The sequence below is a fragment of the Microbacterium galbinum genome, assembly GCF_023091225.1.
Taxonomy (GTDB): Bacteria; Actinomycetota; Actinomycetes; order Actinomycetales; family Microbacteriaceae; genus Microbacterium; species Microbacterium galbinum.
In genome coordinates, this window is sequence record NZ_JAHWXM010000003.1 from 50,190 (window position 1) to 74,651 (window position 24,462).

The following is a 24,462-nucleotide window of genomic DNA, read 5'->3' on the forward strand; positions in this document are numbered from 1 at the left end:
GAAGGAGACGCACATGCGACGCACACGGACACTGGCAGGTATCGGAATCGCGGCGGTGGCGCTGCTCGCGCTCACCGCCTGCAACAGCGGAACCCCGTCGAGCACGGGCACCGGCGGCGGCGACGACGGCGGCGACGCCTCGAGCAGCACACCCTGGACGGTGGCGACCGATGTCAGCCTCGACGGCAGCCCGACGTTCGACCGGATCTCGTCCAGCGGGACGATCAAGGTCGGCGTCAAGGAGGACCAGCCCGGGCTCGGCTACCTCGACCCCGTGACGGGCGAGCGCACCGGTTTCGACGTCGACATCGCACGCTGGATGGCCGCATCCCTCGGGGTCGACCCCGAGAAGATCGAGTTCCAGGCGATCGCCTCGGCGAACCGCGAGCAGGCGATCGTGAACGGTGACATCGACTACTACGTCGGCACCTACTCGATCACCGACAAGCGCAAGGAGCAGATCTCCTTCGCCGGTCCGTACTTCGTGACGGGCCAGGGCCTCCTCGTCGGGGCCGACAGCGACATCGAGAGCGTCGACGACCTCGACTCCTCGACCACGGTGTGCTCGGCCACGGGCTCCACGCCCATCCAGAACATCAACACCAACTACCCCGAGGTTCCCACCAAGGAGTACGACACCTACTCCAAGTGCGTCGAGGACCTCAAGAACGGCCAGGTGGACGCCGTCACGACCGACGAGGCGATCCTCATCGGCTACGCGGCTCAGGACCCCGACAACCTCAAGGTCGTCGGCGAGCCCTTCAGCGAGGAGCGCTACGGCATCGGTGTGGCGAAGGATGACACCGCACTCGTCGAGTACTTCAACACGCAGCTGACCGACGGCGGCGACGTCTGGGAGCAGATCTTCGAGAACAACCTCGGAGCCTCCGGAGTCAAGGCGACCCAGCCCGAGGTCGACCCGATCAGCTGATCCGAGCGGGGCGGCCGATATCCTCGGCCGCCCCGCCCATCGGCAGAGCGTCGCGCCAATTCGAATCGACAGGAGCACCAGTGGGAGTCATCACCGACCACCTCGATCTCTGGGGGGAAGCGCTGTGGGGAACGATCGCGCTGTTCCTGGGTGGAGGTCTCATCGCGATCGTCCTCGGACTGATCGTCGGCGCGGCCAGAGTGTCCCCGGTCCCGATCGCCCGCGCGGTCGGCGGCGTCTACGTGAACTGGATCCGCAACACCCCGTTGACCCTGGTCATGTTCTTCTTCGCGTTCTGCCTGCCGATCCTTCTCGGCGAACGCGTCAATTCCCTCCTGCTCGCGGTCATCGCCCTGGGTCTCTACACGGCCACCTACGTCGCGGAGGCGTTGCGCGCCGGCATCAACACGGTGCCCGTCGGGCAGGCTGAGGCCGCCCGGGCGATCGGCCTGAACTTCGGTCAGGTCATGCGCTACGTCGTGCTGCCGCAGGCGACCCGATCCGTCGTCCCCCCGATGATGAGCGTGCTCATCGCCCTCATGAAGAACACGACCGTCGCGGCGGGCTTCTCCGTCGTCAACCTGGGCACGATCCGCGCCGCACTCAGCGAGCGCGGCGAGAGCGCCCTGGTCGTTCTGCTGTGGGTCATGGTCATCTTCGTCGTGCTGGTGCTGCTGCTCGCCTGGGTCCAGCGAGTGCTCGAGAACAAGTGGAGGATCTCGCGATGAGTTCCGTTCTTTTCGACGTCCCCGGTCCTCGCGCCATCGCGCGCAACAGACTCATCGGAGTCGCGACCGTGCTCGTGGTGCTCGCCGTGCTCGGCTGGGTCGTGTGGCGGCTCTTCGCCACCGGGCAGTTCTCGGCGGAGAAGTGGAACATCTTCTCCTACTCCGCGGTCTGGGTCCGCTTCGGCGAGGGGCTTCTCAGCACGCTCGCCGCCTTCGCCGCGGCCGGCGTCGGCTCGCTCGTCCTCGGCTTCGTCCTGGGCATCGGGCGTCTCTCCGAGCACGCCTGGGTCCGGGAACCGGTCCGGTGGATCATCGAGGTGCTGCGCGCCGTCCCCGTGCTCGTCCTCATGATGCTGCTGTACTACGGCCTCCCCGTCGTCGGCATCAAGATGTCGCCCTACTTCGCGGTCGTGATCGCGCTCATCGTCTACAACGGCTCGGTGCTCGCCGAGGTGCTGCGCGCCGGTGTCGAGTCGCTGCCGCGCGGGCAGGCGGAGGCCGGGTACGCGATCGGACTCCGCAAGAGCGGGGTCATGTGGTTCATCCTCCTGCCGCAGGCCGTGCGAGCGATGATGCCCGTGATCATCGCGCAGCTCGTCGTCGCGCTGAAGGACACGGCTCTCGGCTTCATCATCACGTACCAGGAGCTGCTGTACGTGATCAACCAGATCGGCAACCAGGCGCCCTACGGCTCTCCGCTCATCCCTGCGGCGATCGTCGGTGGCTCCATGTACGTCGCCGTCTGCCTGGTGCTCTCCTACATCGCGTTCCGTCTGCAGCGCCGTACCAAGCGTTCGCCCAAGGCGGGAGACGCGGCTCCGGACCCGCGTCAGCACGCCGGCGAGACGAACACCGAGCTGATCACCCTGCAGCGCGGGACCGACAGCGGGCGAAGCACGGCCCCCGGAGCATGACGGTGGCGGGATCGTCCGATCCTGCCACCCCTCGCCGGTAGACTCGTTTCTCGTGTCCGAGACTCCAGAAATCACCCCGGAAGCGGTCGAAGCAGCCGTCGCCGCCGCACTGGCAGCGATCAACGCAGCGACCGACACCGCCGAGCTCAAGGCGGCCCGTGCCGCCCACGTGGCCGACGGTTCGCCCCTCGCCGTCCTGAACGCCTCGATGCGTCAGGTCGCCCCCGAGAACAAGGCCGCCTTCGGCAAGCTCGTCGGCCAGGGGCGCGGTCAGGTCACGCAGGCGCTCGCCGCCAAGGAGGCCGAGCTCGCTGCCGCCGAGGTCGCGGCGCGCCTCGAAGCCGAACGCATCGACATCACGGCGGTGCCGTCGCGCACGCGCGTCGGTGCGCGGCATCCGCTCTCCCTGCTCCAGGACCAGGTCTGCGACATCTTCGTGGGCATGGGATGGGAGATCGCGGAGGGTCCCGAGCTCGAGCACGAGTGGTTCAACTTCGACGCGCTCAACTTCGACGTCGACCACCCCGCCCGCCAGGAGCAGGACACGTTCTACGTCGACCCCGCCTCGCGACACCTCGTCATGCGCACGCACACGAGTCCCGTCCAGGTGCGCTCGATGCTCGACCGCGAGGTGCCGATCTACGTGCTCTGCCCCGGGCGCGTCTACCGAACCGACGAGTTCGATGCGACGCACCTTCCGGTGTTCACCCAGTTCGAGGGTCTCGTGATCGACAAGGGCATCACGATGGCGCACCTCAAGGGCACGCTCGACCACTTCGCGAAGCAGCTGTTCGGTCCCGAGGCCAAGATGCGCTTCCGCACCAACTACTTCCCCTTCACCGAGCCCTCCGCCGAGCTCGATCTGTGGCACCCCACTTTCAAGGGCGGCGCACGGTGGATCGAGTGGGGCGGCTGCGGCATGGTCAACCCGAACGTGCTGCGTGCGGCCGGGATCGATCCCGAGGTGTACAGCGGCTTCGCGTTCGGCATGGGCATCGAGCGGGGACTCATGTTCCGCAGCGATGTGCAGGACATGCGTGACATGGCCGAGGGCGATGTCCGATTCAGCGAGCAGTACGGGATGGTGGTGTGATGCGCGTCCCGCTTTCGTGGTTGCGTGAGTACGTCGATGTGGCAGCGGATGCGTCCCCCGAGGACGTCCTCGCGGCACTGGTGACGGTCGGCTTCGAAGAGGAGGACGTGCACCGCTTCGACATCACGGGTCCGGTCGTCGTCGGACAGGTGGTCTCGCTCGAGGGCGAACCGCAGTCCAACGGCAAGACCATCAACTGGTGCCAGGTCGACGTCGGCGAGGCGAACGGCGGCGTGCGCGGCATCGTCTGCGGCGCCCACAACTTCGTCGCCGGAGACAAGGTCATCGTGACGCTCCCGGGCGCGGTGCTGCCGGGCCCGTTCCCGATCGCGGCCCGCAAGACCTACGGACACGTGTCGGACGGCATGATCGCCTCGGCGCGGGAGCTCGGGCTCGGTGACGAGCACAACGGCATCCTCGTGCTGTCCGACCTGGGGATCGACGCCCCGGTCGGTACCGACGCGATCGCCCTCCTCGGGCTCGACGACGTCGCGGTCGAGATCAACGTCACGCCCGACCGCGGGTACGCCTTCTCCCTGCGCGGCGTGGCCCGCGAGTACTCGCACGCGACGGGAGCGGAGTTCCGCGACCCGGCCGAGCGGGACTTCGCCGAGCTGCAGCCGGGCGACGGCCATGTCGCGATCGTCGACGATCAGGCGCCCGTGCGCGGACGTGTGGGCGCGAGCGAGTTCGTGACCCGGGTCGTCCGCGGGGTCGACCCGTCCCGCCCGACACCTCCCTGGATGATCGCGCGGCTCTCGCTCGCGGGAATGCGCTCGCTCGGCGTGCTGATCGACATCACGAACTACGTCATGCTCGAACTCGGCCAGCCGCTGCACGGCTACGACCTCGACAAGCTCACGGGCGGCATCACGGTGCGCCGCGCTCGGGCGGGCGAGAAGATGACGACTCTCGACGGCCAGGAGCGCACGCTCCACGTCGAGGATCTGCTCATCACCGACGAATCCGGACCCATCGGCCTCGCCGGCGTCATGGGCGGCGGCACGACCGAGATGAGCGACACGACGACCGACGTCCTCATCGAGGCCGCGTCGTTCGATCCCACCACGATCGCGCGCACCGCACGCCGGCACAAGCTGCCCAGCGAGGCGTCCAAGCGCTTCGAGCGCGGCGTCGACCCGCTCATCCCGTTCGTGGCGGCCCGTCGTGCGGCCGACCTCATGGTCGAGCTGGCCGGCGGTACGCTCACCGACGAGGGGGGCGCGCTCTTCGCCGAGGTCTTCGTCGGCGAGATCGACCTGCCCGCAGGCTTCGTCGAGGGCCTGATCGGCGTCGACTACACCGAGGCCGAGATCACCGGTGCCCTCACCACGATCGGTGCGGAGGTGACCGCTGCCGACGACGGGTGGACCGTCATCCCTCCGACCTGGCGTCCCGATCTGACCGACAAGTGGACGCTCGCCGAAGAGGTCGCCCGTATCCACGGCCTCGACCGCATCCCCTCGGTGCTTCCCACGCCGCCGTCGGGCCGCGGGCTCACCGCGCACCAGCAGGGCCGCCGCCGGGTGGCGAACGCCCTGGCGTCCGCGGGCTTCGTCGAGACCCCCGCCTTCCCGTTCACGACCGAGGCGCAGAACGACCTCCACGGATCGGCGACGGGGGAGCACCTGCCCAGCATCCGGCTGGCGAACCCGCTCGACGGCCAGGCGCCGTTCCTGCGACGCTCGCTGGTGCCGGGGCTGCTCCAGACGGCGCACCGCAACATCTCACGCGGACTCACCGACCTCGCGATCTTCGACACGGGTGCGGTGTTCCTGCCCGAAGCCGGGACGACCTACGGCACGGATGAGGTTCCGCCTCTCGGGGAGCGCCCCTCGGAGGAGACCCTCGCCGAGCTGAACGCATCGATCCCGCCGCAGAACCGCTTCCTCGCCGCTCTCCTGACCGGGAACGCGACCCCGCGCCAGCCGGGACGTCCGGCCGAGGCGGCCGGGCTCTCGGATGCTCTCGACGCCGTGCGCGTGATCGCGACGGCCGCAGGCGTCGAGATCGATGTCATGCAGAGCACGCGTGCCGCCCTCCACCCGGGGCGCACGGGCGACCTGCGCGTCGCGGATCGGGTCGTCGGCTACGTCGGCGAACTCCACCCCGCTGTCACCGCGGATGCGGATCTCCCGGGGCGAGCGACCGTGCTCGAGGTCGATCTCGATCTCGTGCTCTCCCTCGCGGGTGAGCGCATCGTCGCCGCATCGCTCTCGACGTTCCCCGCCGCGACGCAGGACGTCTCGCTCGCTGTGTCGATCGAGGTTCCGGCCGCGGATGTCGAGGCAGCACTCGCCGAGGGCGCGGGTGCACTCCTCGAATCAGTGCGCCTGGTCGACGACTACCGCGGCGAGGGCGTTCCTTCGGGTTCGAAGAGCCTGAGTTTCGCCCTGCGTTTCCGCGCCGACGATCGCACTCTCACGGCGGCCGAGGCCAGTGAAGCCAAGCTCGCGGGCGTCGCCGTCGCCGCCGAGCGCTTCGGGGCGGCTCTCCGCGACTGAGTCCCACCCGATCTCCTCGCAGGCACTGGCCGTCGCGCAGCGTTACCGCTAGCGCGACGGCCAGTGCCAGCTCGGACGCTCGAGCGGCAGCTGATCGCGCACACGGGTTCCGTAGCCGTTCGACTCGAGCTCGACGACCGACCCGCCCGCCTCGGCGAGTGCGCGGCGGAGGGGTGCCGAGTGGGTGACGACGATCACCTGCGTCTGGGCCGCCGCATGAGCGAGCAACGAGCCGAGAGGGTCGATGAGGCTCTCGTGCAGGCTCGACTCGGGCTCATTGACGACGAGGAGCGGCGGCGGGTCGGCGGGCAGCAGTGCCGCGCACCACAGCAGGTACCTGAGCGTGCCGTCGGAGAGTTCGGCGGCGTCGAGCGGGCGCAGCAACCCGGGTTGCCGCAGTTGCAACCGGAACGAGCCGTCGGTGACGGATATCTGCACGCGTGATCCCGGGAAGGCGCGGTCGACCGCCTCGTCGAGCGGAGCGCCGCGTCCGGCTTCCGTCGTCGTCGCCCACACGGCGGCGAGGTCGGAGCCGTCGTCGCTCAGCCAGCGCGTGCGGGTTCCGACCTGCGGCTGTCGCGCGGGGGCGGACGCGTCGGTGCGGAAATGGTCGTAGAAGCGCCAGCTGGCGATCCGGGAGCGTAAGGATGCCGTCTCCCACCGCGCGGTGCCGTCGACGAGGTCGAGCAGCACGCTCTGCCCCGGTCCCATCGGCTGATCCACCGACTCCCAACCGTCGTCGCCCCGCACCCGCACGCCGCCGCGCTGACGATCGACGAACAGCGTTCCCGGCCGCGCGAACGGGCCGCTGAACAACTGTTCGCGTTTGATCTCCGGGTCGCGCGTGAAGAGGCTGCGCGCGTCGGTCTGCGGCAGGCCCAGGTCGATGAGGTACCCGACCTCGTCGGCGGCGATGCCGAGGCGCACCGAGATCGGTCGGGTACGTCGTGTGCCCTGGGCTCCCTCACCCTGCGGCGTCTCGGGGCCCGCCCACAGCACGCTGTCGAGGCCTCCCTCCCGTGCGACGGCGGCGACCGCGCGGCCGTGGCCGGTCGCTGCGAGCAGGCGCAACGCGCGGTAGAGGTTCGACTTGCCCGTGCCGTTCGCCCCCGTGATCACGGTGAGCGGATCGAGCGGCACGACGACGTCGACGAGCGAGCGGTAGCCGGAAACGGCGAGGGTCGTGAGCATGGCCCCATCGTGTCAGGCGCATCCGACACTCTGCTCTGAGCGGATGCGCTTCCGTCGGCGCGCCGATCCTGGTGTGCTGGTGTCATGACGAAGGCCCTGATCCTCGGCGGCACCGGATGGCTGTCGAGTCGGATCGCCCGCCGCCTCCTCGACGAGGGCGCCGCCGTGACCTGCCTCGCGCGGGGGACCCGCCCGTTGCCGCCGGGGGCGACGCGCGTGGTCGGGGACCGGACCGGTGCCGATCCGTACGCGGCGCTCGACGGTGAATGGGACCTCGTGGTCGACGTCTCGTCCTCGGCGCTCCAGGTCGCCCGGGCCGTCGACGAGCTCGGAGACCGCGCCGCCCACTGGACCTTCGTGTCGTCCGTCTCGGTGTACGCCGAGGACGAGACGGTGGGCGCCGACGAGAGAGCGCCACGGCATCCGTCCTCCCGCGCGGAGGATGCCGACTACGGTGCGCAGAAGGCGGCGGCGGAGGATGCCGTCGCCGCGCTGGGCGACCGGGCGCTGATCGTGCGACCCGGTCTGATCGTGGGCGAGGGCGACCCGAGCGACCGCTTCGGTTACTGGGCGGCGGCGTTCGCACGGGCGGGGGAGCGACCGGTGCTGGTGCCGCCCCTGGCCGGCCGGACCGCGCAGATCGTCGACGTCGACGACCTCGCCGCGTACGTCGCCTCCTCGCGAGCCGTCGGCGCGGTGAACGCGGTCGGCGACAGCATCCCGCTCGCCGACATGCTCGAGATCGTGCGCGGTGCCGCCGGACACACCGGCGGCGTGCGCGAGGCGAGCGAGGAGTGGTTGCGCGCGCGCAGCGTGGAGTACTGGATGGGCGTGCGCTCGTTGCCGCTCTGGTTGCCGGCCGACATGACCGGATTCATGACCCGTCGCAACGAGAGGTTCCTCGCGACGGGAGGCGCGCTGAGCCCGCTCGACGCGACGGCCGCGCGGGTCGTGGTCGACGAGCTCGTGCGCGGTGTGGATCGTCCGCGCCGCGCCGGGCTCAGCCGCGCGGAAGAGGCGGGTCTCCTCGGCGAGCTCGGCGGCCGGTCACGGTCGCTTCGCTAGACTCTGGGCGAGTGACACGGGGTGCCGCATCCGCGGCTGAGATCACACCCGTCGAACCTGATCTAGTTCGTACTAGCGAAGGGATGTCGCAATGAGCGATCTTCTGCGTCCATCGTCCGCCCCCTCGACCGCGCAGTCCGCGGCCGAACTGCTCGAAGCGCTGCGCACGGCTGCGCCGTTGACCCAGTGCATCACCAACGCGGTCGTCACCGGATTCACCGCCAACGTGCTGCTCGCGGTCGGAGCCGCGCCGGCGATGGTCGACATCGTGGGCGAGGCGGGGATGTTCGCGGGTGCGGCCTCCGGGCTGCTCGTGAACCTCGGCACCCCGACCCCGGAACAGCGCGCGGCGAGCCTCGAGGCGGTCGAGGCGGCGACCCTCGCCGGCACTCCCTGGGTGCTCGATCCCGTCGCGATCGGTGTGCTCCCGGTGCGCACCTCCCTGGCGGGCGAGCTCGCCGAGCGTCGGCCGACGGCCATCCGCGGCAACGCGTCGGAGATCCTCGCGCTGGCGGGTATGAGCACGGGCGGACGCGGGGTCGATGCCACCGACGGCACCGAAGCCGCACTCGACGCGGCCCGACACCTCGCTCGTCGCCATGGCAGCATCGTCGCCGTCTCGGGCGCCGTCGATCTGCTGACCGACGGCGAGCGGGTTCTCCGGCTGTCGAACGGTGACGCGCTCCTGACGCGCGTGACCGGAGGAGGATGCGCACTCGGGGCGGTGATGGCGGCGTTCCTCGGCACCGCCAGGGCGACCGACACCGGAGCGCTGGATGCCGTCGCCGGGGCTTCTCTCGTCTACACGATCGCCGCGGAGGATGCGGCGGCGTCGGCGCCGGGGCCGGGCAGCTTCGCCGTCGCCCTGCTGGACGCGCTCGCCGCCGTCGAGCCGGCAGAGGTCATCGCTCGCGCGCACGTCGAGGAGGGAGCGCGGTGATCGCGGATCTCTCCCTGTACCTCGTGACGGACGCCGCCCTGTGCGGTGCACGCGGCGTCGTCGAGACCGTGCGGGAGGCGGTCGACGGTGGCGTGCGCATCGTCCAGCTCCGCGACAAGGATGCCGAGCACTCCGACGTGGTCGCTCGCCTGGTCGAGCTGTCGCGCGTGATCGATGGGCGAGCGCTCCTCGTGGTGAACGACCGTCTGGAGGCGGCTCTCGATGCACGCGCGCAGGGCGCCCGAGTCGACGGGGTGCATCTCGGTCAGGGCGACGAGTCGGCGCTCCACGCGCGTGCGGTGCTGGGACCCGACGCGCTGATCGGGCTCACGGCGAACAGTGCGGCCCATCTCGCCGCGCTCCACGCATTGCCCGAGGGCACGGTCGACTACCTCGGGGTGGGAGTCATCCGCCCGACGGCGACCAAGCCCGACCACCCGCCGGCTCTCGGCATCGAGGTGTTCCGGGCGTTCGCCCGGGCCACCGCCCTTCCCTGCGTCGCGATCGGTGGCGTCGGCATCGACGACACCGAGGATCTGCAGTCCGCCGGCGCCGCAGGGCTCGCCGTCGTCTCCGCGCTCTGCGCCTCGCCGGATCCGCGTGCCGCGGCCTCCGAGTTCCGCGCGCGGTGGCGGCGGGGCGCGGTGCCACGGGTGCTGAGTATCGCCGGCAGCGATCCCTCCGGCGGTGCGGGGATCCAGGCCGACCTCAAGTCGATCGCGGCGAACGGCGGATACGGGATGGCGGCGATCGCCGCGCTCACCGTGCAGAACACGCGCGGCGTGCGCGATGTGCACGTGCCGGACGCCGCGTTCCTCTCGGCGCAGCTGGAGGCGCTGTCGGACGACATCGTGATCGACGCCGTCAAGATCGGGATGCTCGCGAACGTCGAGGCCGTGCGCGTCGTGAGTGCGTGGCTGAATCGGGTGCGCCCGCCGATCGTGGTGCTCGACCCCGTGATGGTGTCGACGAGCGGGGATCGTCTGCTCGACGCGGATGCCGAGGACGCTCTGGCCTCGCTGCTGCACCGCGCGCATCTCGTCACCCCGAACCTCGCGGAACTCGCCGTCCTCACCCGCCGGGAGATCGAGGGATGGCCCGCGGCGCTCGCCGCAGCCGAGGAGCTGTCGACCGAGTACGGCACGGCGGTGCTGGTGAAGGGCGGTCACCTCCCCGGCGATCAGGCTCCGGACGCGATCATCGACGTGCGATCCGGCTCACGGGAGGAGTTCGGCGGCGGTCGCATCGCGACGGCGAACACCCACGGCACGGGATGCTCTCTGTCCTCCGCCCTCGCGACACGACTCGCCCGCGGAGACGACCTCACCGAGGCGGTGCGCGCTGCGCGGAGCTGGCTGCGCGAGTCGCTGCGGGAGAGCGGTGCCCTGCACGTCGGTGGCGGTCACGGCCCGGTGCATCACTTCGCGGGGCTCTGGGCGCGGGGCGGTGCGGGCACGCGACCGCTCCCGGAGGAGGTCGCCGAGGACTGGTGGCAGGGCATCGCCGGGATCCGGGCGGGCATCGACGGCCTCCCGTTCGTCCGCGGACTCGCCGACGGTTCCCTCCCCACGGAGGACTTCCTCTTCTACCTTGCGCAGGACGCGCTGTATCTCCGTGACTATGCGCGCGTCCTCGCCGATGCCGCCCGACTCGCACCCACCCCGGACGAGCAGGCGTTCTGGGCGGAATCGGCCCGCGGGTCGATCCTGGGTGAGCTCGAACTGCACGCCTCCTGGTTGACACCGGCGCAGGGGGTGGCGGCGGCCACGTTCGCCGCGGACGCCTCGCCGACGACAACCGCATACCTCGACCACCTGCGATCCGTGGCGTTCGGGGGTGACTATCCCGAGCTGATCGCCGCCGTGCTGCCGTGCTTCTGGCTCTACACGGACCTCGGCGAGCGTCTGCACGCGGGGGAGTTCGGGGAGCGCGCCCGAGACCCGGAGCATCCGTACGCCACGTGGCTCGCGACGTATGCCGACCCCGCCTTCGCCGAGGCGACCGCCCGGGCGATCGCGTTCGTCACCCGGGCGGCGGCCGCGGCGGATGACGAGACCCGCGCGCGCATGCGGCGTGCGTTCGAACGCTCCAGCGTTCACGAGCAGGCGTTCTTCCGTGCCCCGGGGGAGCGGGGCGGCGACTCGGTGACGTGACGGATTTGCGGATGCCGTCGAGGGCGCGCTATCGTCGCGACATGCCTTCGGCCGCTTCCGCTGTCTCGACGCTCGTCCCGAGCGCCGCTCCGGTGCGCCGACGCCGCGACCGCCGACGTTAGGCGACCCCGCGCTCCTGCCTGCCGATCCCGGCGGACGATGGTCGAGCACCGGTGTCGCCGCCCCGGTCCCCGACAGCCCCGACCGTTAAGGTAGAAGCATGACGTACTCCGTCGCCGTCTCCGGCGCATCCGGCTACGCGGGCGGCGAGATCCTCCGCCTCCTCGCCGCTCATCCAGACATCGAGATCCGCACCGTCACGGCGCACTCGAACGCCGGACAGCCGCTCGTCCAGCATCAGCCCCACCTGCGCTCCCTCGCGCACCTCACCCTGCAGGACACCACGCCCGAGATCCTCGCGGGTCACGACATCGTCGTGCTCGCGCTGCCGCACGGACAGTCCGGGCAGTACACGGACGCGCTGGGCGACGTTCCGCTCGTCATCGACGCCGGTGCCGATCACCGTCTGACGTCGCAGGACGCCTGGGACGCGTTCTACGGAGGCACCTTCCACGATGCCTGGACCTACGGCGTGCCCGAGCTCCTCGTCGACGGAACGAAGCAGCGCGAGCGCCTGCGCGGTGCCACACGCATCGCTGCTCCCGGCTGCAACGCCTCCACCGTCAGCCTCAGCCTCGCCCCCGGGGTCGCCGCCGGTGTGATCGACCCGGGCGACATCGTCTCGGTGCTCGCGGTCGGCCCCTCCGGTGCGGGAAAGAACCTGAAGACCAACCTGCTCGCCAGCGAGGTCCTCGGCACCGCGAACCCCTACGCCGTGGGCGGCACCCACCGGCACATCCCCGAGATCCGGCAGGCGCTCGCCGCAGCTGCGCCCGCGAGCACCGGCGCATCGGGCGACGGCATCCGCATCTCGTTCACCCCGGTGATCGTGCCGATGTCGCGGGGGATCCTCGCGACGTCGACCGCGCCGATCGTGCCCGGTGCGTCCGACGCCGACATCCGCGCCGCCTGGCAGAACGCCTACGGTGACGAGACCTTCGTGCAGCTGCTGCCCGAGGGCGTGTTCCCGCGCACGGCCGACGTGCTCGGTGCGAACACCGCGCTGATCGGTCTCGCGATCGACCGTGCGGCGAATCGGGTCACGGTGGTCGCCGCGGTCGACAACCTCGTCAAGGGCACCGCCGGCGCCGCCATCCAGTCCATGAACATCGCGCTCGGCCTCCCCGAGGACCGCGCGCTCTCAGTGAACGGAGTCGCCCCGTGAGCGTCACCGCCCCCGCAGGTTTCGAAGCGGCAGGCGTCGCCGCCGGCCTCAAGTCCACCGGCAAGCCCGATGTCGCCGTCGTCGTCAACCGCGGCCCGCGTAAGGTCGGCGCCGCCGTGTTCACGAGCAACCGCGCCAAGGCGAACCCGATCATCTGGTCGCAGCAGGTGATCGCCGATCGCGTCGTCGAGGCGGTCGTGCTCAACTCCGGTGGCGCGAACTGCTTCACCGGAAGCTTCGGATTCCAGACCACGCACCAGACGGCCGAGAAGGCCGCGGAGCTGCTCGACATCAGCGCGGGTGACGTGCTCGTGTGCTCGACCGGGTTGATCGGCACCGGTGACGAGGTGTTCCGCGCGAAGGTGCTCGCCGGCACCGAGCAGGCGATCGCCACGCTGTCCGCCGACGGCGGCGACGCCGCGGCCCAGGCGATCATGACGACCGACACCGTCGCGAAGACGGCGGTCGTGCAGGGCGGCGGATGGACGATCGGCGGCATGGCGAAGGGCGCCGGCATGCTGGCTCCCGGACTCGCCACCATGCTGGTCGTGGTGACGACGGATGCCGACCTCGAGCCGCTCGAGGCGGATGCCGCGCTCCGCGCAGCGACCGGCACCACGTTCGACCGGCTCGACTCCGACGGATGCATGTCGACCAACGACCAGGTCACCCTCCTCGCCAACGGGGCGAGCGGGGTGAAGCCCGACCTGGATGCGTTCCGCTCGGCGCTGCGCGAGCTCTGCCAGGAACTGGCGGTCAAGCTGCAGGGCGATGCGGAGGGCGCGAGCCACGACATCACGATCGAGGTGCGCGGCGCGGTGTCCGAGCAGGATGCCGTCGAGGTCGGCCGTTCGGTGGCCCGCAACAATCTCTTCAAGGCGGCGATCTTCGGCAACGACCCCAACTGGGGTCGGGTGCTCGCCGCCATCGGCACGACGTCCGCGCAGTTCGACCCCTACGACGTCGACGTCTGGATGAATGACGTGCGCGTGTGCACCGCAGGCGGTCCGGATCGTCCGCGCGAAGATGTCGACCTGACGCCTCGGGCGACGAACCTCATCATCGACCTGCGTTCGGGCGAGGCATCCGCCACGATCCTCACGAACGACCTCACCCACGACTACGTGCACGAGAACAGCGCCTACGCCTCATGACCGACATCCAGGACACTCCCGCCGAAGAGGCGGCGCAGAAGGCGACGACGCTCATCGAGTCGCTGCCGTGGCTGAAGAAGTTCCGCGACCAGATCGTCGTGGTCAAATACGGCGGCAACGCCATGGTGTCGGACGAACTGCAGGACGCCTTCGCGCAGGACATCGCGTATCTGCGCTACGTCGGCGTGCAGCCGGTGGTCGTGCACGGTGGCGGCCCCCAGATCTCCGACATGCTCGGGCGCCTCGAGATCCCCAGCGAGTTCAAGGGCGGGTATCGCGTCACCAACACCGAGGCGATCGGCGTGGTGCGCATGGTGCTCACCGGCCAGGTGAACCCGCAGCTGGTCACCAAGATCAACTCCCACGGCCCGATCGCCACGGGGCTCAGCGGTGAGGACGCGGGCCTCTTCGGCGGCCGCCGTCGCGGGGTCATGGTCGACGGTGAAGAGGTCGATCTGGGGCGGGTCGGCGACGTCGTGCAGGTCGATCCGACGGCGGTCGTCGATCATCTGGTGGCCGGGCGCATCCCCGTCGTGTCGAGCATCGCGCCCGATCTCGACCACCCGGGGCACTCCCTCAACGTCAACGCCGACGCGGCGGCGGCTGCCCTCGCGATCGCCCTCGGCGCCCGCAAGCTCGTGATCCTCACCGACGTGCCGGGGCTTTACGCCGACTGGCCGAACCGCGATTCGCTCGTGTCCCACCTGACGTCGACGGCCCTCATCGACATGTTGCCGAGCCTCGAGTCGGGGATGATCCCGAAGATGCGCGCCTGCCTCGACGCGGTCGAGGGCGGAGTGGACGCCGCGGCGATCATCGACGGACGCGTGCCGCACTCGGTGCTCGTCGAACTCTTCACCAGCAAAGGAATCGGAACGGAAGTGGTGGCAGGATGACCATCTGGCAGGACGACGCGCAGCGCGACCTCGTACTCAACGCGGGAGCGCGCCTGGCGCTGCTGACGCGTGGCGAGGGCTCCTATCTGTGGGACTCCGAGGGCCGACGCCACCTCGACTTCCTCGCCGGGATCGCCGTGACCTCCCTGGGCCACGCGCACCCGGTGTTCGTCGAAGCGGTCTCCCGCCAGGCCGCGACGCTCGCCCACGTCTCGAACTATTTCGCGACCCCCTCGCAGCTCGCGCTCGCCGCACGCCTCAAGCGTCTCGCGGGGGCCGGGATCGACGGTCGGGTGTTCTTCTCGAACTCCGGCGCCGAGGCGAACGAGGCCGCGTTCAAGCTTGCCCGTCTGCACGGCGGTGCCGAGCGTCCGCGCATCATCGCCCTCGAGAACGGCTTCCACGGCCGCACGATGGGTTCGCTCGCGCTGACCGCGAAAGAGGCGATGCGCGCCCCGTTCGAGCCGATGCCCGGCGGCGTCGAGCACATCCCGGCGACCATCGAGGCGCTCGAAGCCGCGATGGACGATCGCGTCGCGGCGGTCATCGTCGAGCCGATCCAGGGCGAGGCCGGCGTGGTCGAGCTTCCCGAGGGCTACCTCGCCGCCGCCCGCTCGCTGACGCTCGCGCACGGAGCGCTCCTCATCGTCGACGAGATCCAGACCGGTGCCGGGCGCACCGGCGCCTGGTTCGGGTTCAGCCATGAGGGCATCACCCCGGATGCGATCACGCTCGCGAAGGGGATCGGCGGGGGCTTCCCGATCGGCGCGCTCGTGACCTACGGTGCGGCGAGCGATCTGTTCACCCCCGGCTCGCACGGCTCGACCTTCGGTGGGAATCCGCTGGCCACCGCGGTGGCGGATGCCGTGCTCGCCGAGATCGAGGACGCGGGGCTCGTCGAGAACGCCGCCCGACGCGGTGAAGAACTGCGCGAGACGATCCTCGGACTGGAATCGCCGCTGGTGTCGGGTGTGCGCGGTCGCGGTCTGCTGATCGGCGTCGCCCTCACCGAGCCGGTCGCGGGTGCGGTGGTCGCTGCGGCGCAGGAGCGCGGCCTCATCGTCAACGCGGCCAATCCCGACACGGTGCGCATCGCGCCCGCCCTCACGATCGGCGACGCCGAGATCTCCGAGTTCCGCGAGCTGTTCGCGGCCACGCTCTCCGACGTCTTCGCGACGCTCCCCGGAAAGGTATCCGCATGACCCGCCACCTGCTGCGCGACGATGACCTCACGCCCGCCGAACAGGCCGAGATCCTCGATCTCGCGATCGAGTTGAAGAAGGATCGGTGGGCGGACAAGAGCCTCGCCGGGCCCCAGACGGTCGCGGTGATCTTCGACAAGTCGTCGACCCGCACCCGTGTCTCCTTCGCGGTCGGGATCGCCGACCTCGGCGGATCGCCCCTCATCATCTCGACCGCGAGCAGCCAGCTCGGCGGCAAGGAGACCCCCTCGGACACCGCGCGGGTTCTCGAGCGCCAGGTCGCCGCGATCGTGTGGCGCACCTACGCGCAGTCGGGGCTCGAAGAGATGTCGGCGGCCACCCGAGTGCCCGTGATCAACGCGCTGTCCGACGATTTCCACCCCTGCCAGCTGCTAGCCGATCTGCTCACGATCCGTGAGCACAAGGGCGAGCTCGCGGGGCTCACGCTGACGTTCTTCGGCGATGGGCAGAGCAACATGGCGCACTCCTATGCGCTCGCCGGCGTCACAGCGGGCATGCACGTGCGCATCGCCTCTCCCGCCGACTACTCGCCGCGGGCGGACGTCGTGGAGGCGGCCGACCGTCGAGCGGCCGAGACCGGTGGGTCCATCACGCTGTACACCGATCCGGTCGAGGCTGCGGCCGGCGCCGACGTCGTCGTCACCGACACGTGGGTGTCGATGGGCAAGGAAGAGGAGAAGATCGCGCGCATCCGTGATCTCGGCGGCTACAAGGTGACGCCCGAGACGATGACGCTCGCCGACTCGGAGGCGATCTTCATCCACTGCCTTCCCGCCGATCGCGGATACGAGGTCGACTCCGAGGTCATCGACGGCCCGAAGAGCGTCGTGTGGGACGAGGCCGAGAACCGCCTGCACGCGCAGAAGGCGCTGCTGGTGTGGCTGCTGCGGAAGAACGGCTCGGCATCGGCCCTCGCCGGAGCCTCCGCATGAGCGGCGCGAAGAGCGACGGCACGAACGAGGGCGCGCTCTGGGGCGCCCGGTTCGCGACCGGTCCGTCACCCGAGCTCGTGGAGCTGAGCCGGTCGACGCATTTCGACTGGATCCTGGCCCCGTACGACATCGCGGGTTCGCATGCCCACGCCACGGCCCTCGAGGCGGCGGGCTATCTGGAGCCGGAGGAGGCGGTGCGCATGCACGCGGGCCTCGACGCGGTCGCGCGCAAGGTCGCCGACGGCACGCTGCTCCCGGCGCCGACCGATGAAGACGTCCATGGCGCGCTCGAGCAGGCGCTGATCGCCGAGCTCGGCCCGGAGCTGGGCGGACGCCTGCGCGCCGGCCGCAGTCGCAACGATCAGATCGCGACGCTCGTGCGCATGTACCTCATCGACCACGCGGCGGTGATCGCCCGTGACATCCTGCGGGTGATCGACGCGCTCGTGGCGCAGGCCGAGGCGCACCCCGAGGCGATCCTGCCGGGGCGTACGCATCTCCAGCACGCACAGCCCGTGCTACTGGCTCATCATCTGCAGGCCCACGGTTGGCCGCTGGTGCGCGAGCTCGAGCGCCTGGTCGACTGGCGTCGACGGGCCGGCGTCTCGCCGTACGGCGGGGGAGCACTCGCGGGTTCCACGCTCGGTCTCGATCCATCGCTCGTCGCCTCGGAGCTGGGGCTCGATCGTCCGGCCGAGAACTCACTCGACGGCACGGCCGCACGCGACGTGGTCGCCGAGTTCGCCTTCGTGACCGCGATGATCGGTGTCGACATCTCGCGCCTGTCAGAGGAGATCATCCTCTGGAACACGCGCGAGTTCGGCTTCGTGACCCTCGACGACGGCTACTCGACAGGGTCGAGCATCATGCCGCAGAAGAAGAACCCCGACATCGCCGAGCTCGCGCGGGGTAAGTCCGGGCGCCTCATCGGCAATCTCTCGGGGCTTCTCGCAACGCTCAAGGGACTGCCGTTGGCCTACAACCGCGACCTGCAGGAGGACAAGGAGCCGGTCTTCGACTCGGTTCGCACCCTCGAGGTCGTGCTTCCCGCTTTCGCCGGCATGATCGCCACGTTGCGTTTCGACACGGATCGGATGGCGGCTCTCGCACCGCAGGGCTTCTCGCTCGCGACGGACGTCGCGGAGTGGCTCGTGAAGCGACGGGTGCCGTTCCGCGACGCGCACGAGATCTCGGGTGCGCTGGTGCGCGCCTGCGAGGAGCAGGGGATCGGTCTCGAGGACGCGTCCGACGAACTGCTCGCCGGCGTCTCCTCGCATCTGACCCCGGAGGTGCGCGAGGTCCTCACGATCGAGGGCTCCGTCGCCTCGCGCACGGGGATCGGTGGAACCGCTCCGGTGCGCGTGGCCGAGCAGCGCGCCGAACTCGTCGCCCGCGCACAGGCCGCCGCGCACGCGCTCGGTATCTGAGCCGGGCTCCGGCCCCGGTGGGCCGGATCCCGGTGCTCAGTGCAGGTCGGTGTCGGCGGGCGTCCGCGTCCATCGGGAGAACCGCACGGCGAGTCCGCTGCGCGTCGGCCCGGCGAGGAACGGCCCGGCGGATGCCGCGGCGTCGCCGTCGAACGGGGCGACCCGCACGAGTCGCCACGGGCCGTCGGCCGCGCGGGCACGCACGATCAGGGCATCCGCCCACCGGCTCACACGCACCGTGACCTCGGTGTCGAGCCAGTCGTCGACGTACCCGACGGACCAGTCGGAGCGGATGGCGGTGACGACGGCGCCGAGGCCGAGGTGCCCGTCGGCGTACTCGAGGCCGGCTTTCATCCAGTGCTCGTCGTCGATGCGCACGAACACGCCGGCTTGATCGAACTCTCCGGTCCAGGGCGCGTGGAAGGAGACCTCCATGGCTTCGCCGACGGCGAGCGGGGCGAGGAGCGCGTGCTCGGTGTCGTGGACGAATCCGTAGGCGGTGTGCCGCCAGGCATCGCTTCCTTCGACGGCGGTGGCGATGAGCTCTTGTCCGCTCTCGATCGAGAGGGGAGGATGGGTCCAGGTTCCGGCGCTCCACGGGACGTTCTGCGATTCAGGCATATCCCGAGAATATAGCCCGTAAAGGCATAACTCAAGAATATGCGTGATACGGTTATACACATGGTCATCGCCGTGATCGCCGACATCGTCGGCTCCCGTTCGCTGAGCGACCGCGGGGTCGCCCAGCGTCGACTCGATGACGCGATCGCTCAGGCCGAGCGCGATCGCCCGTTGGCGCTGCAGCCCCTCACCCCGACGGTGGGCGACGAGCAGCAGGCCGTCTATGGTGATCTCGAGGGGGCGATGACGTCGCTCCTGATGATCCGTCTCGCGCTTCCCGACGGCATCGGGTTGCGGTTCGGGCTCGGTGTGGGGGAGGTCCGCCGCGTGGATTCCGCGCACGGAGCGCTTCCCGACGGGCCGGGATGGTGGGCTGCACGGGAGGCGATCGACCTCGCCCACGAGCGCGAACGACGAGCGGTCCCGCGCTCGCGCACGTGGATTGTCGGTGCCCCCGGTCAGAATGAGGTCATGGAGTCGACGATCGCGGTATCGAACGCCTACCTCCTCGTCCGCGACGAGCTGGTGGGAGCGATGAGCGAGCGAGAGCGACGGCTGACCTACGGTCGCCTGGTGGGCCGCTCCCAGCAAGAACTCGCCGAGATCGAGGGCGTGACCCAACCCAGCGTCTCCAAGTCGCTGCGTCGGGCCGGAGCCCAGGCGCTCATCGACGGCCTGGCGACGCTGCGCGGTGACATCGCATGATCCTCGCCGGCTTCCTCCTTCTCGCGGTCGGTGCCGTCGACCTCGTGCGGCAGTTCGCCGCGCGCCGCTGGATCGGTTATCTGGTGGTCGCGGTGCTGCTCCTCGTGCTCGGCAGCGTCGGCGACGCGCTGCTCCCGATGCTGGCTGCGCTCGTGGTCGGTGCGCTCTGGGTGTGGTGCATGCCCGACGACCGTCCCTCACCCGCCGGGTTCTGGCCGGCCGTGCTGCTCGGCATCGTCGGCGTCGGCGCCGTGGTCACTCTCCCCGAGCGCTCGGGCGCGGGCCTGATCGGCGAGGTGTGGCACCTCGATTCGCCGGTCGGCGCGATCTCCTTCGATCTCGCCGTCCTGGTGGTCGGTGCGGCGGCGTTCCTCCTCGAATCCGCGAACCTCGTGGTGCGCGCGGCTCTCGACGGCGAACACACCTGGCGCCCGGTCGAGCGCCGAGAGCTCGAGCCGACCCCCGCCGATGCGGAGCGGGCCGACGGCGAGTCATCGGCATCCGCATCCGAACCGACGGCGATCGATCGGCGCAGTGCATTCCAGGGCGGGCGATTGATCGGCCCCCTCGAGCGGATCCTGGTGCTCATGCTGACCCTCGCTGCGGCGTACCCGCTTCTGGCGGCGATGCTCGCGGCCAAGGGCATCGTGCGATTCCCCGAGATCTCGCGCGGACGCGAGACCGGTGCGCGAGCCGAGTACTTCCTGGTCGGCAGCCTCGTCAGCTGGGTGATCGCCCTCGGCGCGGCGTTCCTCGTCTGGTGGTCGGCGAACGGGTGAGGCATCCGGCGCTGATAGCCTGGAAAGCGTGTCTGATCCCGCTCTGACGACTGCGACGCCGGCGATCGACCCCACGTTCGAGAACGTGTGGGACGAACTCGTGTGGCGTGGCCTCGTCCACGTGTCCACCGACCAGGAGGCGCTGCGCGCCCTGCTCGCGGGAGACTCCATCACGTATTACTGCGGGTTCGATCCCACGGCACCCAGCCTGCACCTGGGCAACCTCGTGCAGCTGCTGACGCTGCGCCGCATCCAGCTCGCCGGTCACAAGCCGCTGGGGCTCGTCGGAGGGTCGACGGGGCTGATCGGCGATCCGCGCCCGACAGCCGAACGCACACTGAACACGCGTGAGACGGTGGCCGAGTGGGTCGATCGTCTGCGTGCTCAGGTCGAGCGCTACCTCAGTTTCGAGGGTGACAACGCCGCTCGGATCGTCAACAACCTCGACTGGACGGCGCCGCTCTCGGCGATCGACTTCCTGCGCGAGGTCGGTAAGCACTTCCGTGTGGGCACGATGCTCAAGAAGGACGCGGTGGCAGCCCGCCTCAACTCCGACGAGGGCATCAGTTACACCGAGTTCAGCTACCAGATCCTCCAGGGCATGGACTTCCTCGAGCTCTACCGCCAGTACGACTGCGTGCTGCAGACCGGCGGTTCCGATCAGTGGGGCAACCTCACCAGCGGCACGGATCTCATCCGGCGCTCCGAGGGGGCGTCGGTGCACGCGATCGGCACCCCGCTGATCACGAACAGCGACGGCACCAAGTTCGGCAAGAGCGAAGGCAATGCGATCTGGCTGGATGCATCGATGTGCAGCCCGTACCGCATGTACCAGTTCTGGCTGAGCACCGCGGATGCCGATGTGATCGAGCGCCTGAAGGTCTTCACCTTCCTCTCGCGCGCCGAGATCGAGGAGTACGCGGCACTCGTCGAGTCCGAACCGTTCCGTCGCGCCGCGCAGAAGCGCCTCGCGCTCGAGGTGTGCGCGACCGTGCACGGCGTCGAGGCGACGGCGGCGGTGATCGCGGCATCCGACGCGCTGTTCGGTCAGGGGGACCTGACCGCACTCGATGCGGCCACGCTGCGGACCGCGCTCGAGGAGCTCCCGAACACGACCGTCGCGCTGGGCTCGCCAGTGGTCGAGGCACTCGTCTCGACCGGTCTGGTGTCGAGTCTCTCCGAGGCGCGGCGTGCGATCGCCCAGGGTGGCGTCTCGATCGACGGCGCGCGCGTCGAAGACGAGAACGACACGGTGCGTGGTGGTCTCCCCGGTGGGGTCTCCGTGCTCCGTCGCGGTAAGAAGACCCTGGCCGGCGTGTTCATCGCCTGACGGTTCCGTGCCGTCGCGCCTCGGCGCCGACACCGAGGAGGACGGATGCCGTTCACACCCAGCCACGCGCTGGTCGCACTTCCGTTCGTCCGGACGCCGCTCGTGCCGGCGGCGATCGCGATCGGGGCGATGACCCCGGACCTTCCGCTGTTCCTCCGCGGCGTGGAACTGAACTACGAGTTCACCCACACCGCGGGGAACGTGGTCTGGACCGCGCTCCTCGCGTTCGTGCTCTTCCTCGTGTGGCGCGTCGTGCTGCGTCTGGCCGTGCCGGAGCTCGTTCCGGCATGGGTCGCGCGGCGGCTTCCCGAGGGTTGGAATCGCTCGGCGTTCGCGGCGGCGGGGGAGGCCGTGGGAGTCGGTGGGCGTCGGGCGTACCCGGTGCTGCTCGCCGCGTCGCTGATCCTCGGAGTGATCTCGCACATCCTCTGGGACCTCTTCACGCACGAAGGGCGTACCGGCGTCGAGCTGGTCCCGGCGCTCGACGAGATGTGGGGCCCGCTACCGGGCTACAAGTGGCTGCAGCACGGATCGAGCGTGATCGGGCTGGCGATCATCGGCATCTGGGCGCTGGTCTGGGTGCGGCGTCGGTCGCCTCGACCCACCCTGGATCCCCGCGTGCCGCAGGGTGTGCGCGTCGCCTGGTGGGTGTCGCTCCCCGTCGTCCTGATCGGATCGTGGATCGTGGGACTGTCGATCTGGGGTCCACTCGACGCGGAGTTCACCGCGCAGCACCTCGCCTACCGGGTGCTGCCTCCGGCCTGCGCGATCTGGGGAGCGGCCACGATCGTGCTGTGCCTCGTACTCGCGATGCGCCGCTCACGTCACCAGCGCGGCTGATCCCGTCCCCAGGGTCGCGGGGCTGCGAAGTCGAATCCCGGAATCACCGAGCCGACGGTCACGATGCTCCGCCCGCCGACGGAGAACCGCGTCGTATGGCCTGAGCCGTCGATCGTTCGCTCGGCGGCGAGGACATCGTGTCGGGGCAGCCCGAGCAGTTCGGCGGCGATCCGTCGCAGCGAGGTCGAGATGATCCAGCTTCCGCCCTCGAGCTCCCGCCGGCGGAGAGCGACGCAGACGGCGGCGGCCAACAGGTATCCCGCGCTGTGGTCGAGCGCCTGAGCAGGGAGCGCACCGGGCACCCGCCCATCCCGTGATTCGATCCAGGAGATGCCGGACTCGGCCTGCACCAGACTGTCGAATCCCGCCCGGTCCGGATGCTCGCTGCCCCAGGCGCTCAGTCGGGCGATCACCAGGTGCGGATGCCGACGCGCGAGCGCGTCCGGATCGAGCCCGAGGCGCGCGATGCTCGACGGGCGGTATCCGAGCACGACGGCATCCGCGGACGACAGCAGCTCCTCCATCTGCGGGGAACGGGCATCGAGGAGAGCCGTTCGCTTCCCATGGCCGGTATCGAGGTGCTGCCACTCCGGTTCGGGCAGATGCGGAGGATCGATGCGCAGCACGTCGGCACCGAGGAGGGCGAGCGTGCGCGTGCACACCGGTCCGGCGATGACGCGTGTGAGATCGAGCACGCGGTACCCCGCGAGCGGAGCGTCGGGTGACCGGGGTCTCGACAGGTCTGCGAGCGACGGGCGGGTGCCGTCACGCGATACCTCGACGAGTGCTGTCGTGCGCAGAGCACGATCGACCGCGGGACGTTCATGCTCCACGACGACGGCGAGCCCACCCGCAGAAGCGATCTCACGGGCGGCGTCGACCGCGGTGATACGGGCGAGAGAGGCCGCCACGTCCGTCGCGTCACCGTTCGGCGCGACGCCGAGGCCACGACGCAGGGCTGCCGCGTGGTGCGGGTAGTTCCCGTGGGTGCGGAGCCAACCGTCACCCGTGGACCAGAACCCGGAGAACGGCGACCAGACCGGGGGAGAGGAGCCGTCGATCGTGAGGAAGCGATCGCTCCGATACGCCACGGCGATGCGCTCGAGGTCGATCGTCCGGAGGTCGCGTCCCGCGACGGCGCTGATCGCCGCGACGCTGGAGCGGGCGAGTTCGTCCGTCGCGAGCCGAGAGGGGAGGGGGACGGTGCCCCGCGGTTCGGGGGTATCGACGTCCACCGGGGGAGTGATCGCCAGATCCTCGAAGACGCGTCGCAGCAGTGAGGTGGGCATGCGCCGAGCGTAGTCCCGGCGCGTCGCGGGCAGGAAAACGCCTGTGACCGGGACGAAGGCGATCCGGGAGCCCCTGCGACACGCCCGAGCGGTGCGCCCCGATTTGCCAGAACCCCGGAATCCCCGTAACTTATTACTTGTTCGCCCCACAGGGAAGCGGAGAAAGCCTAGAGCTTCACCCCCCTCAAGCGGAGAACGACTCCCGATCCACTCTCACTTGAGAGAACAGACGCTTGCGTCTAGGATGGGAGACTCACCTCTTCTACAGCTTGTCTGGCTGTGCAGCGGATCACTGATCTGCTCGACACGCCGACTTGACAAGCCGGATGAGATGGGTAGGATAGAGAAGTTGCCCTTCGGGCCTGGTTGTGATGACTGGGTCGTGGGAGCATCCGATCCTTGAGAACTCAACAGCGTGCACTTGTCAAATGCCAAATAACCTCGATTCAGCTTCGGCTGGAT

General features: G+C 70.0%; 21 protein-coding genes and 1 riboswitch. Of the genes, 18 read left to right on the plus strand and 3 right to left on the minus strand.

Annotation, left to right across the window (positions count from 1 at the left end):
• Positions 1–13: 13 nt before the first annotated feature.
• From KZC52_RS17125 to pheT, 5 genes are all read left to right on the plus strand, one after another.
• Positions 14–931 (plus strand): glutamate ABC transporter substrate-binding protein, encoded by a 918-nt coding sequence (locus KZC52_RS17125; protein WP_247625347.1) that lies wholly within the window; start codon positions 14–16, stop codon positions 929–931.
• 80 nt (positions 932–1,011) lie between these two features.
• Entirely contained in the window at positions 1,012–1,659 is a 648-nt protein-coding gene (locus KZC52_RS17130; RefSeq protein ID WP_247625348.1) for an amino acid ABC transporter permease, read from the plus strand.
• Positions 1,656–2,573 carry an amino acid ABC transporter permease gene (locus tag KZC52_RS17135; protein ID WP_247625349.1) on the plus strand — a complete coding sequence of 306 codons (918 nt, stop codon included), beginning with the start codon at positions 1,656–1,658 and terminating at the stop codon, positions 2,571–2,573. The genes KZC52_RS17130 and KZC52_RS17135 overlap by 4 nt, the downstream gene beginning before the upstream one ends.
• A gap of 52 nt (positions 2,574–2,625) precedes the next feature.
• Positions 2,626–3,666 carry a phenylalanine--tRNA ligase subunit alpha gene (pheS, locus tag KZC52_RS17140; protein ID WP_247625350.1) on the plus strand — a complete coding sequence of 347 codons (1,041 nt, stop codon included), beginning with the start codon at positions 2,626–2,628 and terminating at the stop codon, positions 3,664–3,666.
• The gene (gene pheT / locus KZC52_RS17145) at positions 3,666–6,170 is read left to right on the plus strand and encodes a phenylalanine--tRNA ligase subunit beta (RefSeq protein WP_247625351.1); all 2,505 of its coding nucleotides are present in this window, start codon (positions 3,666–3,668) and stop codon (positions 6,168–6,170) included. The genes pheS and pheT overlap by 1 nt, the downstream gene beginning before the upstream one ends.
• 48 nt (positions 6,171–6,218) lie before the next feature.
• Here the strand turns inward: pheT and KZC52_RS17150 are convergent, their stop codons facing one another.
• Positions 6,219–7,361: an AAA family ATPase gene (locus tag KZC52_RS17150; RefSeq protein WP_247625352.1), complete on the minus strand. Its 1,143-nt coding sequence runs from the start codon at positions 7,359–7,361 to the stop codon at positions 6,219–6,221.
• Positions 7,362–7,445: 84 nt separating this feature from the next.
• Here KZC52_RS17150 and KZC52_RS17155 point away from each other — a divergent pair, with 84 nt between their 5' ends.
• The 9 genes from KZC52_RS17155 to argH all read left to right on the plus strand — a co-directional run bounded on the left by KZC52_RS17155 (position 7,446) and on the right by argH (position 18,436).
• The gene (locus tag KZC52_RS17155; protein WP_247625353.1) at positions 7,446–8,426 is read left to right on the plus strand and encodes an NAD-dependent epimerase/dehydratase family protein; all 981 of its coding nucleotides are present in this window, start codon (positions 7,446–7,448) and stop codon (positions 8,424–8,426) included.
• 7 nt (positions 8,427–8,433) lie between these two features.
• Positions 8,434–8,527, plus strand: a riboswitch (TPP riboswitch).
• Complete coding sequence (thiM, locus tag KZC52_RS17160; RefSeq protein ID WP_247625354.1) at positions 8,518–9,366, plus strand: hydroxyethylthiazole kinase; 849 nt, start codon at positions 8,518–8,520, stop codon at positions 9,364–9,366. It overlaps the preceding riboswitch by 10 nt.
• On the plus strand, positions 9,363–11,519 hold the full coding sequence (locus tag KZC52_RS17165) for a bifunctional hydroxymethylpyrimidine kinase/phosphomethylpyrimidine kinase (protein WP_247625355.1): 2,157 nt from the start codon (positions 9,363–9,365) through the stop codon (positions 11,517–11,519). The genes thiM and KZC52_RS17165 overlap by 4 nt, the downstream gene beginning before the upstream one ends.
• 220 nt (positions 11,520–11,739) lie before the next feature.
• Positions 11,740–12,804, plus strand: coding sequence for an N-acetyl-gamma-glutamyl-phosphate reductase (gene argC / locus KZC52_RS17170; RefSeq protein WP_247625356.1), 1,065 nt, complete (start codon positions 11,740–11,742; stop codon positions 12,802–12,804).
• On the plus strand, positions 12,801–13,958 hold the full coding sequence (gene argJ, locus KZC52_RS17175) for a bifunctional glutamate N-acetyltransferase/amino-acid acetyltransferase ArgJ (protein ID WP_247625357.1): 1,158 nt from the start codon (positions 12,801–12,803) through the stop codon (positions 13,956–13,958). Before argC ends, argJ begins: the two co-directional genes overlap by 4 nt.
• Complete coding sequence (gene argB / locus KZC52_RS17180; RefSeq protein ID WP_247625358.1) at positions 13,955–14,854, plus strand: acetylglutamate kinase; 900 nt, start codon at positions 13,955–13,957, stop codon at positions 14,852–14,854. The genes argJ and argB overlap by 4 nt, the downstream gene beginning before the upstream one ends.
• Positions 14,851–16,056: an acetylornithine transaminase gene (locus tag KZC52_RS17185; RefSeq protein ID WP_247625359.1), complete on the plus strand. Its 1,206-nt coding sequence runs from the start codon at positions 14,851–14,853 to the stop codon at positions 16,054–16,056. The genes argB and KZC52_RS17185 overlap by 4 nt, the downstream gene beginning before the upstream one ends.
• Positions 16,053–17,009 carry an ornithine carbamoyltransferase gene (argF, locus tag KZC52_RS17190; protein WP_247625360.1) on the plus strand — a complete coding sequence of 319 codons (957 nt, stop codon included), beginning with the start codon at positions 16,053–16,055 and terminating at the stop codon, positions 17,007–17,009. The genes KZC52_RS17185 and argF overlap by 4 nt, the downstream gene beginning before the upstream one ends.
• Positions 17,006–18,436: an argininosuccinate lyase gene (gene argH / locus KZC52_RS17195; protein WP_247625361.1), complete on the plus strand. Its 1,431-nt coding sequence runs from the start codon at positions 17,006–17,008 to the stop codon at positions 18,434–18,436. Before argF ends, argH begins: the two co-directional genes overlap by 4 nt.
• Positions 18,437–18,472: 36 nt before the next feature.
• Here the strand turns inward: argH and KZC52_RS17200 are convergent, their stop codons facing one another.
• Entirely contained in the window at positions 18,473–19,057 is a 585-nt protein-coding gene (locus KZC52_RS17200) for a DUF1349 domain-containing protein (RefSeq protein ID WP_247625362.1), read from the minus strand.
• Positions 19,058–19,117: 60 nt separating this feature from the next.
• On the opposite strand from KZC52_RS17200, the gene KZC52_RS17205 reads away from it, so the two are divergent.
• From KZC52_RS17205 to KZC52_RS17220, 4 genes are read left to right on the plus strand one after another with little or no spacing between them, the layout of a single operon-like run.
• Positions 19,118–19,762 (plus strand): SatD family protein, encoded by a 645-nt coding sequence (locus KZC52_RS17205; RefSeq protein ID WP_247625363.1) that lies wholly within the window; start codon positions 19,118–19,120, stop codon positions 19,760–19,762.
• The gene (locus tag KZC52_RS17210; protein ID WP_247625364.1) at positions 19,759–20,541 is read left to right on the plus strand and encodes a hypothetical protein; all 783 of its coding nucleotides are present in this window, start codon (positions 19,759–19,761) and stop codon (positions 20,539–20,541) included. The genes KZC52_RS17205 and KZC52_RS17210 overlap by 4 nt, the downstream gene beginning before the upstream one ends.
• Before the next feature lie 28 nt (positions 20,542–20,569).
• Positions 20,570–21,871: a tyrosine--tRNA ligase gene (gene tyrS, locus KZC52_RS17215; RefSeq protein WP_247625365.1), complete on the plus strand. Its 1,302-nt coding sequence runs from the start codon at positions 20,570–20,572 to the stop codon at positions 21,869–21,871.
• Between the two features lie 45 nt (positions 21,872–21,916).
• Positions 21,917–22,711 carry a DUF4184 family protein gene (locus KZC52_RS17220; protein ID WP_247625366.1) on the plus strand — a complete coding sequence of 265 codons (795 nt, stop codon included), beginning with the start codon at positions 21,917–21,919 and terminating at the stop codon, positions 22,709–22,711.
• Here KZC52_RS17220 and KZC52_RS17225 read toward each other — a convergent pair.
• Entirely contained in the window at positions 22,696–24,000 is a 1,305-nt protein-coding gene (locus tag KZC52_RS17225) for a CoA transferase (RefSeq protein ID WP_247625367.1), read from the minus strand. The genes KZC52_RS17220 and KZC52_RS17225 overlap by 16 nt on opposite strands.
• Positions 24,001–24,462 lie beyond the last annotated feature (462 nt).

What these genes read in the sequence shown, in the direction of transcription:
- argB (WP_247625358.1), top strand. Translation starts at nt 13,955, where the DNA reads ATGACCGACATCCAGGACACTCCCGCCGAAGAGGCGGCGCAGAAGGCG.
- KZC52_RS17125 (WP_247625347.1), top strand. Translation starts at nt 14, where the DNA reads ATGCGACGCACACGGACACTGGCAGGTATCGGAATCGCGGCGGTGGCG.
- argF (WP_247625360.1), top strand. Translation starts at nt 16,053, where the DNA reads ATGACCCGCCACCTGCTGCGCGACGATGACCTCACGCCCGCCGAACAG.
- KZC52_RS17150 (WP_247625352.1), bottom strand. Translation starts at nt 7,361, where the DNA reads ATGCTCACGACCCTCGCCGTTTCCGGCTACCGCTCGCTCGTCGACGTC.
- pheT (WP_247625351.1), top strand. Translation starts at nt 3,666, where the DNA reads ATGCGCGTCCCGCTTTCGTGGTTGCGTGAGTACGTCGATGTGGCAGCG.
- KZC52_RS17135 (WP_247625349.1), top strand. Translation starts at nt 1,656, where the DNA reads ATGAGTTCCGTTCTTTTCGACGTCCCCGGTCCTCGCGCCATCGCGCGC.
- KZC52_RS17225 (WP_247625367.1), bottom strand. Translation starts at nt 24,000, where the DNA reads ATGCCCACCTCACTGCTGCGACGCGTCTTCGAGGATCTGGCGATCACT.
- KZC52_RS17185 (WP_247625359.1), top strand. Translation starts at nt 14,851, where the DNA reads ATGACCATCTGGCAGGACGACGCGCAGCGCGACCTCGTACTCAACGCG.
- KZC52_RS17210 (WP_247625364.1), top strand. Translation starts at nt 19,759, where the DNA reads ATGATCCTCGCCGGCTTCCTCCTTCTCGCGGTCGGTGCCGTCGACCTC.
- KZC52_RS17155 (WP_247625353.1), top strand. Translation starts at nt 7,446, where the DNA reads ATGACGAAGGCCCTGATCCTCGGCGGCACCGGATGGCTGTCGAGTCGG.
- argC (WP_247625356.1), top strand. Translation starts at nt 11,740, where the DNA reads ATGACGTACTCCGTCGCCGTCTCCGGCGCATCCGGCTACGCGGGCGGC.
- KZC52_RS17205 (WP_247625363.1), top strand. Translation starts at nt 19,118, where the DNA reads ATGGTCATCGCCGTGATCGCCGACATCGTCGGCTCCCGTTCGCTGAGC.
- KZC52_RS17200 (WP_247625362.1), bottom strand. Translation starts at nt 19,057, where the DNA reads ATGCCTGAATCGCAGAACGTCCCGTGGAGCGCCGGAACCTGGACCCAT.
- KZC52_RS17220 (WP_247625366.1), top strand. Translation starts at nt 21,917, where the DNA reads ATGCCGTTCACACCCAGCCACGCGCTGGTCGCACTTCCGTTCGTCCGG.
- thiM (WP_247625354.1), top strand. Translation starts at nt 8,518, where the DNA reads ATGAGCGATCTTCTGCGTCCATCGTCCGCCCCCTCGACCGCGCAGTCC.
- argH (WP_247625361.1), top strand. Translation starts at nt 17,006, where the DNA reads ATGAGCGGCGCGAAGAGCGACGGCACGAACGAGGGCGCGCTCTGGGGC.